The following is a 16,122-nucleotide window of genomic DNA, read 5'->3' on the forward strand; positions in this document are numbered from 1 at the left end:
TCAACCCATCCTACGGTTTCGAGATTAGTTTCATCATTCCCCATCCGTTCCGCTAGCCGCACGCTGCCCTTCCGATAGCATTCGGGCGGGCAAGCGTGGCGGGCGGCTCATGGCGCAAAGCGGGGGACGGCAGCGCAATCAGGCGAGGGCGGTGACTTGGCCGCCATCGGCGGCGGCTGGCGCCCGCCCGTCCAATCACTCCTGGACGTTGTCGTTCGATGGGCTGCGTGCCTGGGCGCAGGCGGAAGCCGGCCCCGGCCGTCTGCTGCCATGGGTCCCTGTGGCCTTCGGTGCCGGCATCGCACTGTATTTTGCGGCCGAGCGTGAGCCCGTCGCTTGGGCGGCTGCTGCAACAGCGGGTATTCTTGCCATCGTGGCCGTGCTGCTCAGACGGTCGCCTGCCTTTCCCTGTATGCTTTTCGCGGCTGCTATTGCTGCTGGCTTTGCCACGGTGACATGGAAGAGCACACGCATCGCCCATGAGGTGTTGGCGACACCGCTGTTCGGCGTTGCACTGACCGGCTTCGTCGAGACCCACGAGGAGCGTGAGCGCAGCGATCGTTTCGTCTTGCGCGTGGCGACGATGGAAACGCAGCGCGATGCCGTCCGGCTGACACGCGTGCGGCTGTCGGTGAAAAAGGGGACGGCGCCTGCGGTCGGCAGCTTTGTCGAACTCAAGGCGCGGCTGCAGCCGCCGCTCGCGCCGTTGCGACCCGGTGGCTACGATTTCGCGCGTGATCTGTATTTCCAGGGCATCGGCGCGTCCGGCTTTGTCACCGGCGCAATCCGGAAGGTCGATCCGCCGACGCCGCCATCGCACCACCTGCAATATGCTGCCACGATGCAGGGGATGCGGGACGCCATCGACGCGCGCATCCGCGCTTCGCTCTCGGGCGATAACCGCGCAATCGCGACGGCGCTGCTGACCGGACGGCGCGACGCGATTTCGGCTGATGTCAACGACGCCATGTTCATCTCGGGCCTCGGGCATGTGCTGTCGATTTCCGGCTATCACATGGCTGTCGTAGCCGGCGTCGTGTTCTTCGTCGTCCGCGCGCTGCTGGCGCTGGTGCCTGTGCTGACGGTCACGTTTCCGATCAAGAAAGTGGCGGCCGTGGCGGCGCTGCTTGCCGCACTGTTTTATCTGCTGCTATCCGGCGCCGAGGTCGCGACGCAAAGATCTTTCATCATGACGGCGGTGGTGCTGATCGCCATCATGGTCGATCGCCGCGCCATCACCTTTCGCACGCTGGCAATCGCGGCTCTCATCGTGCTGATCGTAACGCCGGAGGCGCTGGTGCATCCGAGTTTTCAGATGTCGTTCGCGGCGACGCTGGGGCTTGTGGCGCTCGTGCAGATCGGCATGCCGGGTCTGTTTGCGACATCGGAAAGCTCGACGACGGCGCGGATTGTTCTGTGGGGTGGGCGTGAACTGGCGTTGTTGCTCTTGGCGTCGCTGGTCGCCGGTCTCGCGACGATGCCCTACGCGGCCTATCATTTTCACCGCGTCACGCCCTATGGCATCATCGCCAATCTGTTGGCGATGCCGGTGGTGTCGGCGCTGGTGATGCCGGCAGGGCTGCTCGGGCTTGTCGCCATTCCGTTCGGCTTCGACAGCGTGTTCTGGCACGTCATGGAGATCGGCCTGCAATGGATGATTGTCGTGTCCAAATGGGTGGCCGGGTTGCCCGGTGCGATCGGCCGTGTGCCCGCCTTCGGGACGGGGCCGCTGATTGCCGCCAGTTTTGGGATCGTACTGCTCGCCTTGCTGCGCACGCCGTTGCGTTATGCCGGGGTCATTGCTCTCGCGGTTGCTATGGCCTGGGCGGCGGCCAGCAAACAGCCTGACATCCTCATTGCCGGCGACGGTCATAGCGTGGCCGTGCGCGGCCGCGATGGGCGGCTGCAGGTGATGCGCAGCGGCAAGGATGCGTTTCTCGTGAAGGAATGGCTGGCCGCGGATGCTGATGCGCGGCTGCCCACGGATCAGTCGCTCGGCGACAGCGTGTCGTGCGATCCCTCAGGCTGCGTGGCAGCGCTCAACGATGGCGCCCTGATTGCCCTCACACTGCAGCCCGAAGCGTTCAGTGAGGACTGCGAGCGCACGGCGGTCATCGTGACGATGAGGCAGCCGCCGGCCGATTGCCGGGCGATGGTGATCGATCGCGAGGCACTGCAAAGTCAGGGAGCCACAGGCCTGCGGCGCGTCGGGAACGGCTTTGTCGTGGAGGCATCACGCGCGCGCGGTCTGCAGCGCCCTTGGGCACGGGCACCTGATGATGTCGCAGAAACTGCAATATCGACCGGCCAACGCGCACGCCAGGGACCGGTCGATGCAACGCCGACGGAGACGGATCTCCAGCCGGACGATCACTAAAAGCGCTCAGTAGCGGCGATAGAGACCGGTGAGCTTGCCCTGGATGCGGACGCGGTTCGGCGGCAGGATGCGGACTTCATAGGCCGTATTCGCCGGCTCCAGCGCGATCGAGGCGCCGCGGCGGCGGAAGCGCTTCAGGGTGGCTTCCTCGTCGTCGATCAGCGCGACCACGATGTCGCCGGTGTCGGCACTGTCGGATTTCTGGATCAGCGCCATGTCGCCATCGAGGATGCCGGCGTCCTGCATGGAATCGCCGCGCACCTCGAGGGCGTAATGTTCGCCATTGCCGAGCATGTCCTGCGGCACGCTGATGGAGTGGCTGCGGGTCTGCAGCGCCTCGATGGGCGTGCCGGCTGCGATCCGGCCCATGACGGGCACCGAGATGGTGCGGCCGCCGTCATCCTCACTGGCAACCGGTGCCGGAGCAGAGCGGCTCTTGCCGAGATTGCCTTCGATCACGCTTGGCGTGAAACCACGGCGGCCGGTGGGGGCTGCGGTGGTGAGTTCGGGCAACTTGATGACTTCGATCGCGCGGGCGCGGTTCGGCAGGCGCCGAATGAAACCGCGTTCTTCCAGCGCCGTGATCAGGCGGTGGATGCCGGACTTGGAGCGTAGGTCCAGTGCATCCTTCATTTCGTCGAAGGAGGGCGGCACACCGGCTTCCTTCAGCCGCTGGTCGATGAAGCGGAGCAGTTCATATTGTTTGCGCGTGAGCATCTGAAGCCATCCTTAGTTGGCAAGGCCTTCAAGCAACGATTGTCAGGCCGCCGCGTGTGTTTCAGGACCTCGTTATCGGCGATCAATCAGACCGTCGGTCGAGGGCAGTCACGAGTTTGGGCACTCTCGATTTCACTAAGCCGCAGAATCTCGAAACAAATCATGAACGAACACTATCTGTTCCGTACATGTTCCGCAATGGCTAATTTCGCCTCAAGGATGCGTTGCTGACCAGAAAACGCGGACCGTAGGATGGGCCGAGCGCGTGCGCGAAGCGCCGGCGTGAAACCCATCATTCCGTCGATGCGGCGGGCTCCGCCGATGGGTTTCGCTGCGCTCTACCCATCCTACAAGATCACAGAATCCGCTCGGACAGCGCCATCGGCGGTGGCGGAGTGGTCACGCCGGCCGCCAGGGATCGCTGCACCATGACCGTGTCGGCCCAGCGGCCGGAACGGTAGGCGACGCCCGCCAACACGCCGACCCGCGCAAAGCCGAAATGATCGTGCAGGCCGAGCGAGGGGGCATTGTCGGCGTCGATATAGCCGATGATCTGGCGGAAACCGGCGGCGGCGCAGACATCGATCAGTTCGCGCAGCAACCGGCCGCCGACGCCTTTGCCGGTGTGCTCGTGATGCACATAGATCGAGTGTTTCACGGCATAGCGATAGGCTGGTCGCTTGCGGAACTGGACCACATAGGCATAGCCGACGACTTCGCCGCCGCGCGTTGCAACGATGTGCGGGAAGCGTTTGTTCTTCAGGTTCTTGCGACGATCGCGCAGATCGTCGGGCTGCATCGCATCGGCATCGCTGACGCCTTCCTCTACGCCTTGGCGGATGTGGCGGCGATAGATCGAGAGCATCGCATCGACATCGCTGTCGCGTGATGGCCGGACGATGATCGGGGTGTCGGTCGCCTCTTGCGAACTCACTTGCGGGGATCCCGCTCTTCGGAGACCACGTAGGTGTAGAGCCGGATGCGGCCCGAGGCATCCACCTTGCGATAGATGCCCTGGATTTCGACGTCGAAGCCCGGGAAGGTGTTGAAGCAGGTTTCGAACATCTTGAGATAATCGATCATGGGCTGCGCGCGCGCCGTGAGGCGCTCGCCTGGCACGATGGTCGCGATGCCCGGCGGATAGACAACGAAGGGCGTGGTGGCGATGCGGCCGGAGATCTCGTCGATCGGCAGATAGTCGACGTCGTTGCGGACCAAGAGGCGCGCGGCGTCATGGGGCGACATGGCGATCTCCGGCAGGTGCTGGTCCATGAACTGCCTGGCCTGCAGGCCGCTGACATCGGCATTGCGATAGAAGCGGTGCATTTCGCCGCACAGATCGCGCAGGCGCACGCCGGCATAGCGGGCCGGGCGGCGGCGCGCGAATTCGGGGATGACGTCCTCGAGCAGGGCGTTGTCATCGTGGAAGCGCTTGAAGGCCACGAGGCCAGAGACTAGCGTGCCAGCCTTGCTCGCCTCGACGCCGGGGGTGAGCAGGAACAGCAGCGAATTCAGGTCGTTCTTCTCGGGCACAATCTGGTTTTCGCGCAGATATTGCGCAACCACCGGCGCCGGAATGCCGTGCTCGGCATAGTCACCGGTGGTGCGATCGAAGCCCGGCGTCAGCACTGTGAGCTTGTTCGGGTCGGTCATCGCGAAGCCGGCTTCCATATTCTGGAAACCGTGCCACTTGGCATCCGGCGAGAGCTGCCAGAAGGCGGGATTGGTGGCGAGCTGATCGGTGCTGATGCTTTCCCACGGCACGCTGTGAACCGCGCCGGACTGCGCGACGTCGGGAATCTCCACACGCACCGGCACGAAGGGCTCGAAGAACCAGCGGCGCTCGGGCCGGCTTTCCTTTTCCTCGAATTCGCGGCGCACTGCGCGCATTTTCTTGCGCAGCTCGATGCCGAGACGGATCGTGTCGTCCCACAGCACTTCGCCCGAGCGGCCCTTCATCATCTGCGCGCCCACATCGAGCGATGCGAACAGCGGATAGAACGGCGACGTTGAGGCGTGTTGCATGAAGCTTTCGTTGAAGCGGCGATGCTCGACACGGCGCTTCTGGCCGCGGATGTGGCGATCCTTCATGTGGATCTGCGACGCCTGCGAGAACGAGGCGAGCTGCTTGTGGGTCGATTGCGTGGCGATGATGCCGGGCGACTCCGGGCCGAGGTCCTTCAGGCCCATGGCGAAGCGGCCGGCATAGAGCGGGTGGAATTTCATGAAGCCCGCCCACGCCTCGTCGAACAGGATGTACTCGCAGAGATGTCCGATCCGCTTGATGATCATCTCGGCGCTATAGATGGTGCCGTCATAAGTGCATTGTTCGATGACAGCGACGCGGAACGGACGCTCGCGCTTCCAGGCGTCGGGATCGGTGACCATCGGATTGGTGCGGATGCGCTCGCGCAGCGCTTCCTCGCTGAAGGCGTCCCAGTTCATCGGGCCGATCAGGCCCCATGGATTGCGCTCGGTCGGCACATAGATCGGCGTGCCGCCGGAGATCATCAGCGCGCCATGCAGCGCCGCCTTGTGGTTGTTGCGGTCGAACAGCACGAGATCGCCGTCGGTCACAAGCGCCGACAGCGCGACCTTGTTGGAGGTCGAGGTGCCGTTGAGCACGAAATAGGTCTTCTCTGCGCCAAAAATCTTGGCGGCCTCTTTCTGCGCCTGCAGCGCCGGGCCTTCGTGGGTGAGGAGGTCGCCGAGATCGAGCACGGAATTGTCGAGGTCGTCGCGGAACACGGCTTCGCCGAGATGCTCCATGAACACGCGGCCGATCGGCGAGCGGCTGTAGAACACGCCGCCATTGTGACCGGGGCAGGTCCAGAGCTGGTTGCCTTCCTCGGCATAGTCGACGAGGGCGCCGAAGAACGGCGTCTTCAGCGTCTCGGCATATTGCTTGAGGCGGCTGACCAGGTTCTTGGCGATGAAGGGCGGGGTTTCTTCCGACAGGAAGATGTAGCCGTCGATGAAATCGAGCACCTCGACCGGAATGTCTTCGAAGCGCTGGCGGCGGATCAGCAGCATGATCGGGAAATCGAGGCCGCGACGACGCATCAGGTTGATCAGGGCTGCGGTCTTGCCTTCAAGGCCCTTCTTGCCCCAATCCACCACCATGCAGCCGATGGCGGCATCGGTCTGCACGGCAATCGCCGCGTCTTCCAGTTTGCGCGCCTTGACCACTTCGAAGCCGGATTTCTCGATTTCCTCGACGATCTGGTTGAGGCGGACGCCTTCCAGGTCATCGGCGTCGAAGGTCGGCATGGCGAAGAGGAAGTTGAAGCGCTTGAAATAGTCCATGAACGGGCACCGAATCTGTTGTCTGCGCTCTCTGTCGCCGCGTTACGTGACAACTTGGTGACCGAGGGCCGGCGGAATTTATGATGGGCTATGCCCCGGCGGACAACGCCTGAGGAACGTGTCGGTTCGCGGTATTCCGCTAAGTCGGAAGGCGAATGATCCGGCAGGGATCGCCGGCCTTGGCGGGCGGGGCGTTTGGCGGGCGCACCAGCAGGCCTTCAGCCACGGCAAGATTGCCGAGCAGCGAGGAGTCCTGCTTCGTCACCGGCGTCGCCACCAGTTTGTCGTCCTGCCATTCGAGGCGTGTGCGCAGGTAATCCTCGCGGTGGTCGTTGCCGGCGAGATCCCGCCCGAGGATGGCGGCTTCGCGAAAATGCTGGACCTCGCTGCGGCCCGCCAGCGCGCGCAGCAGCGGCACCATGAACAGGAAGCCGCAGACATAGGACGAGACGGGATTGCCGGGCAGGCCGATCACCCGCATGGCACTGCGGCGGCCATGCATCATCGGCTTGCCCGGCCGCATGGCGATCTTCCAGAACGCCATCTCGACGCCGGCCTCGATGAGCGATTGCTGCACGAGATCGTGGTCGCCGACGGACGCGCCGCCGGTGGTGATGAGGACATCGACGTTCAGTTCGATAGCGCGCCGGATCGCGGCGGTGGTGGATTCCAGCGTGTCGCGGGCGATGCCGAGATCGATCACCTCGGCGCCTTCAGCGCGCGCCAGCGCACGCAAAGCATAGCCGTTGGAGAGCACGATCTGGCCGGGGCCGGGCGTGGCGCCGGGAAGGACCAGTTCATCGCCGGTGGCCAGCATGGCGACGACGGGGCGGCGACGCACCGGGAGCTTCGGATGGTTCATGCCTGCGGCCAGCGCGAGGTCACGATCGGTAAGGCGGAGTCCTGCGCGCAACAGCACATCGCCTTGCTTGAAGTCCACGCCTGCGGCGCGGATGTGCTTGCCGGCTGTGGCTGCCTCGTTGATCACGACAATGTCGCCGTCACGCGTCGTGTCTTCCTGGATCACGATGCCGTCCGCGCCCGCCGGCACGACGCCGCCGGTGAAGATCCGCAGCGCTTCGCCGCCGGCGAGAGCACGGTCGAATGGCCTGCCGGCGGAAATCTCGCCGATCACGTTCAGCCTGGCGCCCAGCGTCGCATCCGCGGCGCGGACCGCATAGCCGTCCATGGCCGACATGGCTTCCGGCGGCTGCGTGCGCAGCGAGGCGACATCACGCGCCAGCACGCGGTGAAATGCGTCTTCCAGCGTGACGGTTTCCTCGGGCAAGCCTTCGGCACCGTTCAGGATCGCAGCCATGGCGTCGGTGAAGGGCATCAGGGCCATTGGCGGATCTCCGGATTTGCGTGGATGCCCGTCTTAAAGGAGCGGGCGGGGGAGGCAAGCGTCGGTTGTGCCGGTGGCGGGCTTGGGAATTGCTCCTGATGCCGTTACCAGAGAGGCATGACCGACGGGTACGATATGGGCGCTGGCGATGTCTTGCGCTGGCGCAGCGATGTGGACGCATTGTCGTTCCGGCCAGAGGGGCATGGCGGCGTCTGCATGGTGCATCGGCATGCGTTCCGGACACTGGTGAAGCACATGCCCACGCCGGAAGAATGTGCGGCGTTTTTTCACGCGCAGGAAACGGCGTTCCAGTTCGCAGCCCGCGCCAAGATCGCCCATGCGCGGCTTCCCCCCGACGCCAATCTGCATCTGACCAGCCGCGATCTTGCCCGAGCCATGGCGAAATTGGCGGTCGCATCAACGGAACAAAGCGGCTAAACTGCCCGCAGAATTGACGAGGAATCCCATGCAGCAGACCCAGACCGCCCAGCTCTCCACCGCCGCGATCGACGCCAATGTCGTCGTGCAGGCCGTTCTCGCCATGGCGCTCGGGCTGTTCGTCGTCGGCGTGGTCGGCTTCTCGCATATCAGCGCCGTCCACAATGCGGCCCATGACGTGCGTCACGCCAACGCCTTTCCCTGCCACTGATCTCTCAGGCTGATGTCCGTTTTTCGTTCGATCGTATTCTCGGCGGTGCTCGCCGGGATCGTTGCTGGTGCGGCCACGACGGCCGTTCAGATGGTCGGCACCGTCAAGCTGATCCAGCAGGCCGAGGTCTATGAGAAGAAGGCCGAGGCACCGGCGCCTGCTGCAACGCCAGCAGCCGCGCCCGCGGCGTCCGGCCACGATCATGGTGGACATCAGCAGGCTGCCGCTGCCCACGATCACGGCGGCGAGTGGGAGCCCGAAGAGGGTTTTCAGCGCAATGCCTTCACGGCCGGCGCCAATGTTCTGACCGCTATCGGTTTCGCGCTGCTGCTTGCCGGCATCTTTGCGCTGCGCGGCCGTCCGGTGGATTGGCGCGAGGGCCTGTTCTGGGGCCTTGGCGGCTTTGTCGTGTTCGTTGCCGCACCCGGTCTCGGACTGCCGCCGGAAGTGCCCGGCCAGCCGGTGGCCGATCTGACCCTGCGCCAGACCTGGTGGATCGCGACGGCTGTCGCCACCGCAGGCGGCCTCGCGCTGCTGGTGTTCCGTCGCGCCTCCTGGGCCGCGCTGCTCGGCCTGGGGCTGATCGTGCTGCCGCATCTGATCGGCGCGCCGCAGGCGCCCGCCGGCCATACCGAGGTGCCGGAGTCGCTGGCGCACAGCTTTGTCGTCGCGGCCACCATCACCGGCCTGATTTTCTGGGCGGTGCTCGGCGTGGTCACCAGCCTCGCTTATGGGCGCATTGCACGGGCCTGAGCGGTATCCCGTTAGTCGGCCGTTAAGGCTGGGGGTATATGAGTAGTCTGGTCGCATGGCGTTGCATCCGTCGTGCGGATGAAGACACGCCATGCTCACAACCAAAGCGTCCAAGGGTAAGCGGGGTGACCACGCCACGGGCCACGGCTGGTTTGTGACCTTTGCTGATCTGATGAGCCTGCTCATGTGCTACTTCGCCATGATGCTGGCATTTTCCCAGCCCGATCGCGGCAAGATGGCGATTGTCGCCGGCTCGATGCGCGAGGCGTTCGGCGTCAAGCATGAAGCGCGCTATGCCGGCGTGATCGAGCTCGATGGCCTGCCCACCCGAGGCAAGGTCGCGCATGTGGATCACGTATCGCCTGAGCATGCGAGCGGCACGCCTGGTGCCGACGGCGAACCTTCAACCGATGTCGCGCTGGCTGCCGAGCGCAATCTGCTGCGCGCCAGTAGCTCATTGCGGCATGCGCTGCAGGATGCGCCGGATCTCGCCGCGATTTCCAAAAGCCTGATGTGGGAAGACACGCCGCAGGGCGTGAATATGCAGATCACCGATCAGGAAGGGCGCCCGATGTTCGCGGACGGCTCCAGCGTGCCGACGGCGCAGATGCAGCGGCTGATTGAGCGCATGGCGGCGCCGTTGAAGGCGACGTCGCTGCGGATTTCCATCACAGGCCACACGGCCGCAGGCGGGCCGCCGGGGCAGGGCTATCGCGATGCCTACGACCTCGCATGGGATCGCGCCAACGCCGTGCGGCAGATCCTGGCGCGTGAAGGTTTTCCGAACGACAGGTTGTTCCTGGTCGCGAGCAAGGGCGACAGCGAGCCGCTGTTTCCCGATACGCCATCGGCGGCGGCCAACCGGCGCGTCACGATCACGCTGATCCGCGAAAGCCCGTCACTGCCGCCGAACCTCAAGCCGTAGCTTTGCTCAGACGCTGAGGGCCTTCAGCGTTTCGGCGACGGTGGTCGGCGAGGTGACGTGGACGGTCTGCAGCCCGCGTGCGCGGGCGCCATCGATATTGGCCAGCGAGTCGTCGAAGAACAGGATGCGGCCGGCCGGCGCGCCGATTTGCGCCACGACGTGATCGAAACTCTCGGGCTCTGGCTTGCGCATGCCGATCGAGGACGACAGGAACACATCGCGGAAGTGACCGAGCAGATCGGCATGGGCGATCGAAAAATGCGCCACATGGGCCGGATTGGTGTTGGAGAAGGCATAGATCGGCCAGCGCTTTGCGGCGCGTGGAAGCAGGTCGTCAATTCCAGGCATCGCACCGACGAAAATGGCGTTCCAACCCTCGAGGAATTGCTCCGGCGATATGTCGAGGTCCAGCTCCTTGCGGAGATGGGCGAAAAAGGCCTCGTCTGAAATCTCACCGCGCTCGTGCTGCATGTAGACGTCATCCTGCGCGAGAGACGCAACGACGTTGTCCGGAACACGACCGGCATGGTTCATCCACACCTGCATCACGCGTTTGAAATCGATGTCGATCACGACGCGGCCGAGATCGAACAGCAGGGCATCGATGGAGGAAACGTCGAAGGCCGAGGTGGATGGAGTCATCTGTGTGCGATTCCGAACGATGTGAGCAGTTTGGATCAGCTCGATCTAACATTTTGAAAGCACGAGCCTATCACCGTTTCATGACGGGCGCCGCGATGCGTGATCAACCCATCTGTTGCGCTGCACGCATAGGAGGTGTTCGAAACTTCAAATGTTATTAGACGTAAATGGTTTGTTACAAAGCTATTATTGAAGAAGGAATTATTGGATGTTCACGTTGATCGCTCTGGCCGTCGTTACGATCGGCGGCCGTTTTCTGACGAAGCTTTATGAGCGCCATCTCGATGCGCAGGTCGGCCCGTGGATCGTGCATGAATTGCAGCCGCAGCGAATCCAGGCGCAACGGCGGATCGACTGCCGTTAAGCCTGTTACCCCCGACTTCGCCGGTATTCAGGTTACCCACAAAGTTACAATTCGCATGCGTAATTACGTATGCAGCATTTACGCTTGGACGGCGGACGGTTGGTAGCTCTGATGCCGCCACGCTCGCCGACCCGGATGTCTCATCCTCCCGCCCGGTCGCTTGAACGTGGTGCCGGGACCGCCGCCAACACCCCCCATGCTCGCGTGCGGTCCCGGTCCATTTTTTTCGCTGATGCGACGAGAGGGACCAGATGGCGACAGGTTTTAATTTCGGCGCGATGTCGATCGATGCGCTCTGGCAGATGCACGAAGAGCTGCGCATCGTGCTGGCGGCCAAGATGGCGGCCCAGCGGCAGGAGATCGATGAGCGGCTGCGCGATCTCGATCAGTTTTCGGCGTCGTCTCAACGCGCGGTGACGGCGCTGCGTCCCAAGGCCGGGCCGTTCTATCGCAATCCCGATCGACCGACGCAGGTCTGGTCGGGCCGTGGGCTGCGTCCGCGCTGGCTGGTGTTTCAGCTCGCGGCAGGGCGAAGGCTTGATGAGTTTCGGATCGAGGCAGATAGCAGCATCGTCGATGCCGACGATGCGCGGGCGCAAAGACACGGCTGATCAGTCAGCCTTTGATCAGTCGATGGCGTTGTCGGTCACCAGATAGTGGCCGGACTTGCCGCCCTTCTTCTCGACGAGATGGATGCCCTCGATCTGCACGCCGCGTTCGACGGCCTTGATCATGTCATAGATGGTGAGGCAGGCCACCGACACCGCGGTGAGCGCTTCCATCTCGACACCGGTGGGGCCGGTCACCTTCACTGTCGCGCGCACGCGGCAGCCCGGCAGCTTCTTGTCGGGGGTAATGTCCACGGTGACCTTCGACAGGGCCAAGGGATGGCACAGCGGGATCAGGTCCGATGTCCGCTTCGCGGCCATGATGCCGGCGATCCGCGCCGTGCCGAGCACGTCGCCTTTCTTGGCATTGCCGGACTCGATCATATCGAGCGTGGCCTTGCTCATGATCACGAGGCCTTCGGCGACCGCGACGCGTTCGGTGGCGGGCTTGGCCGAGACATCGACCATGCGGGCTTCGCCGGAGGAGTCGATATGGGTGAGGGCGGGCGCCTTGGGGTGAGGCGTTTTGGATTTCGTTTTCCTGGCCATGATGACTGTGCCTATGCGCGCTTCAACAGCGTCTTGGTCGCGGCCGTGACATCCGCCTGCCGCATCAGGCTCTCGCCGACCAGGAAGGTCGAGATGCCGACGCGCTCGAGCCGTGCCAGATCATCCGGTGCAAAAATGCCGCTTTCGCCGACCTTGAGCCGGTCTTTCGGCATCATCGGCGCCAGCCGTTCGCTGGTCGCAAGCGTCACTTCGAAGGTGCGCAGATTGCGGTTGTTGATGCCGATCATCGGCGAACGCAGGTTCAGCGCGCGTTCGAGTTCGGCCTCGTCATGGACTTCGAGCAGCACGTCCATGCCATGATCGATGGCGGCGTCCTCGATGTCGCGAGCGAGCGCGTCGTCGAGGGCGGCCATGATGATCAGGATGCAATCGGCACCATGGGCGCGGGCCTCGACCACCTGATACGTGTCGAACAGAAAATCCTTGCGCAGCACGGGCAGTTTGGTGGCGGCGCGCGCGGCCACCATGAAATCGATATGGCCCTGGAACGACGGCGTATCGGTGAGCACCGAGAGGCAAGCCGCCCCGCCGTCTTCATAGGCCTTGGCGAGTGAGGGGGGATCGAAATCGTCGCGGATCAGGCCCTTGGAGGGCGAGGCCTTCTTCACTTCGGCGATCAGCGCGAAGTCGCCCTTGTCGAGCTTGCGGTGGATCGCCGTCATGAAGCCGCGCGGCGGCGATGCGGTCCTGGCCAGCGCTTCGAGCGTGGCGAGCGGATGCTCGCGCTTCGCCTTGGCGATTTCCTCGCGCTTGTAGGCTTCGATCTTGGTGAGGATGTCGGACATATCGTTCGATCCGTCAGGCGTTGGAGACGGCCACGAGTTGCTTCAGCTTGGCGAGCGCCGCGCCGCTGTCGATGGACGTCTGGCCCATGGCGACACCTTCCTTGATGTCCCTGGCCTTGCCGGCAACCAGCAGCGCCGCCGCGGCATTGAACAGCGCCACATCACGGAACGCGCTTGGCTTGCCGTCGAGCACCGCCTGCAGCGAGGCGGCGTTGGCCTTGGCATCGCCGCCCTTGAGCGATTCCGGAGTGACATAGGGCAGGCCCGCGTCTTCCGGCTTGATCTCGAAATTGGTGATCTGGCCGTTCTCCAGCGATGACACGAAGGTTGGGCCGGTGAGGGTGATCTCGTCAAGGCCGTCGGAGCCGTGCACCACCCAGGCGCGGGCGGCGCCGAGATTCTTCAGCACCTGCGCCAGCGGCTGCACCCATTGCCGCGAGAATACGCCGACCATCTGATATTTCACGCCGGCCGGATTGGAGAGCGGGCCGAGCAGGTTGAAGATGGTGCGGGTGGCGAGCTCGACGCGGGTCGGGCCGACATTCTTCATCGCGGGGTGGTGGGCCGGCGCGAACATGAAGCCGATCCCGGCCTCGGTGGCGCAGCGGCTGACATCGGCAGGCTTGAGATCGATGTTGACGCCGAGCGCGGCCAGCACGTCGGCGGCGCCGGATTTCGACGACAGCGCGCGGTTGCCATGCTTGGCCACCGGCACGCCGCAGCCGGCGACGATGAAGGATGCGCAGGTCGAGACGTTGACGGAACCCGAACCGTCACCGCCGGTGCCAACGATATCGACGGCGTCGGCCGGCGCGGTGACGCGCAGCATCTTGGCGCGCATCACTTCGACGGCACCGGTAATCTCATCCACGGTCTCGCCGCGGACGCGCAGGCCCATCAACAGCGCGCCCATCTGCGAGGGCGTCGCTTCGCCCGACATCATGCTGTCGAAAGCGGCCGACGATTCCTCGCGCGTCAGCGAGGCGCCGGTGGCGACCTTTGCAATGATGGCCCGAAGATTGTCCATGGGATGCTTCCGAAAGTGATGCGATGCATTCTTGTAGGATGGGTTGAGCGTCAGCGATACCCATCACCGCAGGCGCCCGGCCGTGATGGGTATCGCTTCGCTCAACCCATCCTACGATCTTGAGATCAGTTGTTGCTCGTCGCGCCGGTCGCCAGCGCAAACGCTTCCTGATTGATCTTGGTACCGACCTGCTGCTCGAGCTTGGTGATGTATTGCGCCACCAGTTCGTCGGTCAGCCCGCGCTGCAGGGATTCCTTCAGCTTCTTGGCATCATCCGAGGCCATGTCGATGGTCGGCGCCGTGATGTCGATGATGCGGTACACGATCCAGTCCGACGTGCCGGCGCCCGGCGCCTGGCCGGCGGCATCCTTGACGCCGCGGAACACGGCCTGGATCACGCCTGGCGAAAGATCCGCCACGGTGGCATCGCGCTTGAACGGCGCCGAGGTGATCACCTTGAGGCCAGCCGCTGCCGCTTCGTCGGCGAGCTTGGCGCCGCCGTCGAGCTTCTTGACCATGTCCTCGGCCTTGGTGCGCAGGCGCTTGGTGATCTCGTCCTCGCGCCAGCGGGTTTCCACCTGCGCCTTGACCTCGTCGAGGGTACGGTCGCGTGCCGGCGTGATGCCGAGCACGTCGTACCAGATGTAACCACCGCCGACCTGGATGGCGTCATTGTCCACGCCCACATCGCTGTTGAAGGCCTGCGCAACGATATCCGTATTGGCGGGCAGGCCGGTGACGGGCTTGCCATCCGGGCCCTGGCCCGAACGATCGACCGCCTCGATGGTGACGGCCGACAGATTCAGTTTCTTCGCGGCATCGACGATGTTGGCACCGCCGCCACGCTCGTCCTCGACCTTGTTGTGCATCTCGTTGACGACGGCGCGCGCGCGCTCTATGGCGAGGTCGCGCTTGATGGTCGCGGCGACGCTGTCATAGCTCGGCGTGGTGCCGGCCTGGACCTTGCCGACCTTGACGATGGTGGTGCCGAAACGGCCGGTCACCGGCTGGCTGATCGAATCCGGCCCCAGCGAGAAGGCGGCATCGGCCACATTCGGATCGAGAATACCGGCGCGGCTGACCAGGCCCAGTTCGACGTCGGCCGGCTTCAGGCCGCGTTCCTTGGCGAGATCGTCGAAGGAGAAGCTGTCATTCAGCTTGGCGCGGGCCGCCTGGGCTTCCTCGGCATTCGGGAACACGATCTGCGAGATCTGGCGCTGTTCCGGCGTCGAGATGCGGTCCTTGCGATCGTCGTAGAGCTTCTTCGCGTCCTCGTCCGACACCGTGGACCATTTCGCCATCTCTTCCGGCGTCAAAGCAAGGAAGGCGATCTTGCGATATTCGGGGGCGCGGAACTGGGTCTTGCGCTCGTTAAAATAGGTGGCGAGGACCTCTGGCGAGGGCGCCTCGATGGTACCTGCCTGGGCGGCGTCGAGCTTCACGTAATCGATGGTGCGCGTTTCGTTCTGGTAACGGCTAAGCGCCTCGACCATGGGCTTCGGCGTATCGACGCCGGTGGTGACCGTGGATGCGATCTGGCGGCGCAGCGAAACCTTGCGCTGCTCGGCGATATAGCGCGCCTCGGTATAGCCGAGCGACCGGATCACCTGCTGGAAGCGGGCGCCGTCGAACTGGCCGTTCATGCCCTGGAAGTTGGGATCGGCCATGATCTGACGCAGCACTTCCTGATCGGACACGCCGAGGCCCTTGCGGCGGGCGTCCTCGTCGAGGGCGGCTTCGGCGATGACCTGCTGCAGCACCTGGCGGTCGAGGCCGAAGGCGCGCGCCTGATCCGGCGTCAGCGGACGGCCGAACTGACGGCCGATCTGCTGCAGCTTGTCGCTGAACAACTGGCGGAACTGCTCGGTGGTGACATCGGTCGAGCCGATGGTGGCGACCTTGGTTTGGCTCGAGCCCTTGAAGGCATCGCCGATACCCCAGACGCCGAAGCTGACGATCAGCACGCCCATCACGACGGTCATAATCGTCTTGCCAATCCAATTGGATGACGCTTTGCGCATTCCTCGAAGCATGGGGCCAATCTTGTCTGTCAG

At 64.1% G+C, this 16,122-nt stretch carries 16 protein-coding genes; 7 read left to right on the forward strand and 9 right to left on the reverse strand.

Annotated elements, in window-relative coordinates; all coding sequences use genetic code 11:
* Positions 1-109: 109 nt before the first annotated feature.
* On the forward strand, positions 110-2,377 hold the full coding sequence (locus tag AC1RQ5_RS16085; protein WP_493200223.1) for a ComEC/Rec2 family competence protein: 2,268 nt from the start codon (positions 110-112) through the stop codon (positions 2,375-2,377).
* 6 nt (positions 2,378-2,383) lie between these two features.
* Here AC1RQ5_RS16085 and lexA read toward each other — a convergent pair whose 3' ends face one another.
* The 4 genes from lexA to AC1RQ5_RS16105 form a co-directional block, all read right to left on the reverse strand.
* On the reverse strand, positions 2,384-3,094 hold the full coding sequence (lexA, locus tag AC1RQ5_RS16090; protein ID WP_398482284.1) for a transcriptional repressor LexA: 711 nt from the start codon (positions 3,092-3,094) through the stop codon (positions 2,384-2,386).
* Positions 3,095-3,449: 355 nt separating this feature from the next.
* Positions 3,450-4,028, reverse strand: a complete 579-nt coding sequence (locus AC1RQ5_RS16095) for a GNAT family N-acetyltransferase (protein ID WP_398482282.1) — start codon at positions 4,026-4,028, stop codon at positions 3,450-3,452.
* Complete coding sequence (locus tag AC1RQ5_RS16100; RefSeq protein ID WP_493200225.1) at positions 4,025-6,400, reverse strand: Orn/Lys/Arg family decarboxylase; 2,376 nt, start codon at positions 6,398-6,400, stop codon at positions 4,025-4,027. The genes AC1RQ5_RS16095 and AC1RQ5_RS16100 overlap by 4 nt, the downstream gene beginning before the upstream one ends.
* 139 nt (positions 6,401-6,539) lie before the next feature.
* Positions 6,540-7,745 carry a molybdopterin molybdotransferase MoeA gene (locus tag AC1RQ5_RS16105; RefSeq protein ID WP_493200227.1) on the reverse strand — a complete coding sequence of 402 codons (1,206 nt, stop codon included), beginning with the start codon at positions 7,743-7,745 and terminating at the stop codon, positions 6,540-6,542.
* A gap of 117 nt (positions 7,746-7,862) precedes the next feature.
* On the opposite strand from AC1RQ5_RS16105, the gene AC1RQ5_RS16110 reads away from it, so the two are divergent.
* The 4 genes from AC1RQ5_RS16110 (at position 7,863) to AC1RQ5_RS16125 (ending at position 10,072) form a co-directional block, all read left to right on the forward strand.
* The gene (locus AC1RQ5_RS16110) at positions 7,863-8,183 is read left to right on the forward strand and encodes a hypothetical protein (protein ID WP_493200229.1); all 321 of its coding nucleotides are present in this window, start codon (positions 7,863-7,865) and stop codon (positions 8,181-8,183) included.
* A 28-nt stretch (positions 8,184-8,211) separates the two neighbouring features.
* Entirely contained in the window at positions 8,212-8,394 is a 183-nt protein-coding gene (locus AC1RQ5_RS16115) for a CbtB domain-containing protein (RefSeq protein WP_398482273.1), read from the forward strand.
* Positions 8,395-8,406: 12 nt separating this feature from the next.
* Positions 8,407-9,147: a CbtA family protein gene (locus tag AC1RQ5_RS16120; RefSeq protein ID WP_493200231.1), complete on the forward strand. Its 741-nt coding sequence runs from the start codon at positions 8,407-8,409 to the stop codon at positions 9,145-9,147.
* 91 nt (positions 9,148-9,238) lie between these two features.
* Positions 9,239-10,072 (forward strand): OmpA/MotB family protein, encoded by an 834-nt coding sequence (locus AC1RQ5_RS16125; RefSeq protein ID WP_493200233.1) that lies wholly within the window; start codon positions 9,239-9,241, stop codon positions 10,070-10,072.
* 6 nt (positions 10,073-10,078) lie between these two features.
* Here the strand turns inward: AC1RQ5_RS16125 and AC1RQ5_RS16130 are convergent, their stop codons facing one another.
* A complete protein-coding gene (locus AC1RQ5_RS16130; RefSeq protein ID WP_493200235.1) occupies positions 10,079-10,714 on the reverse strand; it encodes an HAD-IA family hydrolase in 636 nt (211 codons plus the stop codon).
* Positions 10,715-10,922: 208 nt separating this feature from the next.
* Between AC1RQ5_RS16130 and AC1RQ5_RS16135 the strand changes: the two genes are divergently transcribed.
* Together AC1RQ5_RS16135 and AC1RQ5_RS16140 are read left to right on the forward strand one after the other, a co-directional pair.
* A complete protein-coding gene (locus AC1RQ5_RS16135) occupies positions 10,923-11,078 on the forward strand; it encodes a hypothetical protein (RefSeq protein WP_398482265.1) in 156 nt (51 codons plus the stop codon).
* Positions 11,079-11,329: 251 nt separating this feature from the next.
* Complete coding sequence (locus tag AC1RQ5_RS16140) at positions 11,330-11,689, forward strand: H-NS histone family protein (RefSeq protein ID WP_493200237.1); 360 nt, start codon at positions 11,330-11,332, stop codon at positions 11,687-11,689.
* Positions 11,690-11,704: 15 nt separating this feature from the next.
* Here AC1RQ5_RS16140 and moaC read toward each other — a convergent pair whose 3' ends face one another.
* From moaC to AC1RQ5_RS16160, 4 genes are all read right to left on the reverse strand, one after another.
* Entirely contained in the window at positions 11,705-12,235 is a 531-nt protein-coding gene (gene moaC / locus AC1RQ5_RS16145; RefSeq protein ID WP_493200239.1) for a cyclic pyranopterin monophosphate synthase MoaC, read from the reverse strand.
* Between the two features lie 11 nt (positions 12,236-12,246).
* Positions 12,247-13,041, reverse strand: coding sequence for an indole-3-glycerol phosphate synthase TrpC (gene trpC / locus AC1RQ5_RS16150; protein ID WP_493200240.1), 795 nt, complete (start codon positions 13,039-13,041; stop codon positions 12,247-12,249).
* A 13-nt stretch (positions 13,042-13,054) separates the two neighbouring features.
* Positions 13,055-14,068 (reverse strand): anthranilate phosphoribosyltransferase, encoded by a 1,014-nt coding sequence (gene trpD, locus AC1RQ5_RS16155; RefSeq protein WP_493200242.1) that lies wholly within the window; start codon positions 14,066-14,068, stop codon positions 13,055-13,057.
* 125 nt (positions 14,069-14,193) lie between these two features.
* Positions 14,194-16,101, reverse strand: a complete 1,908-nt coding sequence (locus AC1RQ5_RS16160) for a peptidylprolyl isomerase (RefSeq protein ID WP_493200244.1) — start codon at positions 16,099-16,101, stop codon at positions 14,194-14,196.
* Positions 16,102-16,122 lie beyond the last annotated feature (21 nt).

It is taken from the genome of Tardiphaga sp. GW821-FHT12E02 (assembly GCF_058807155.1).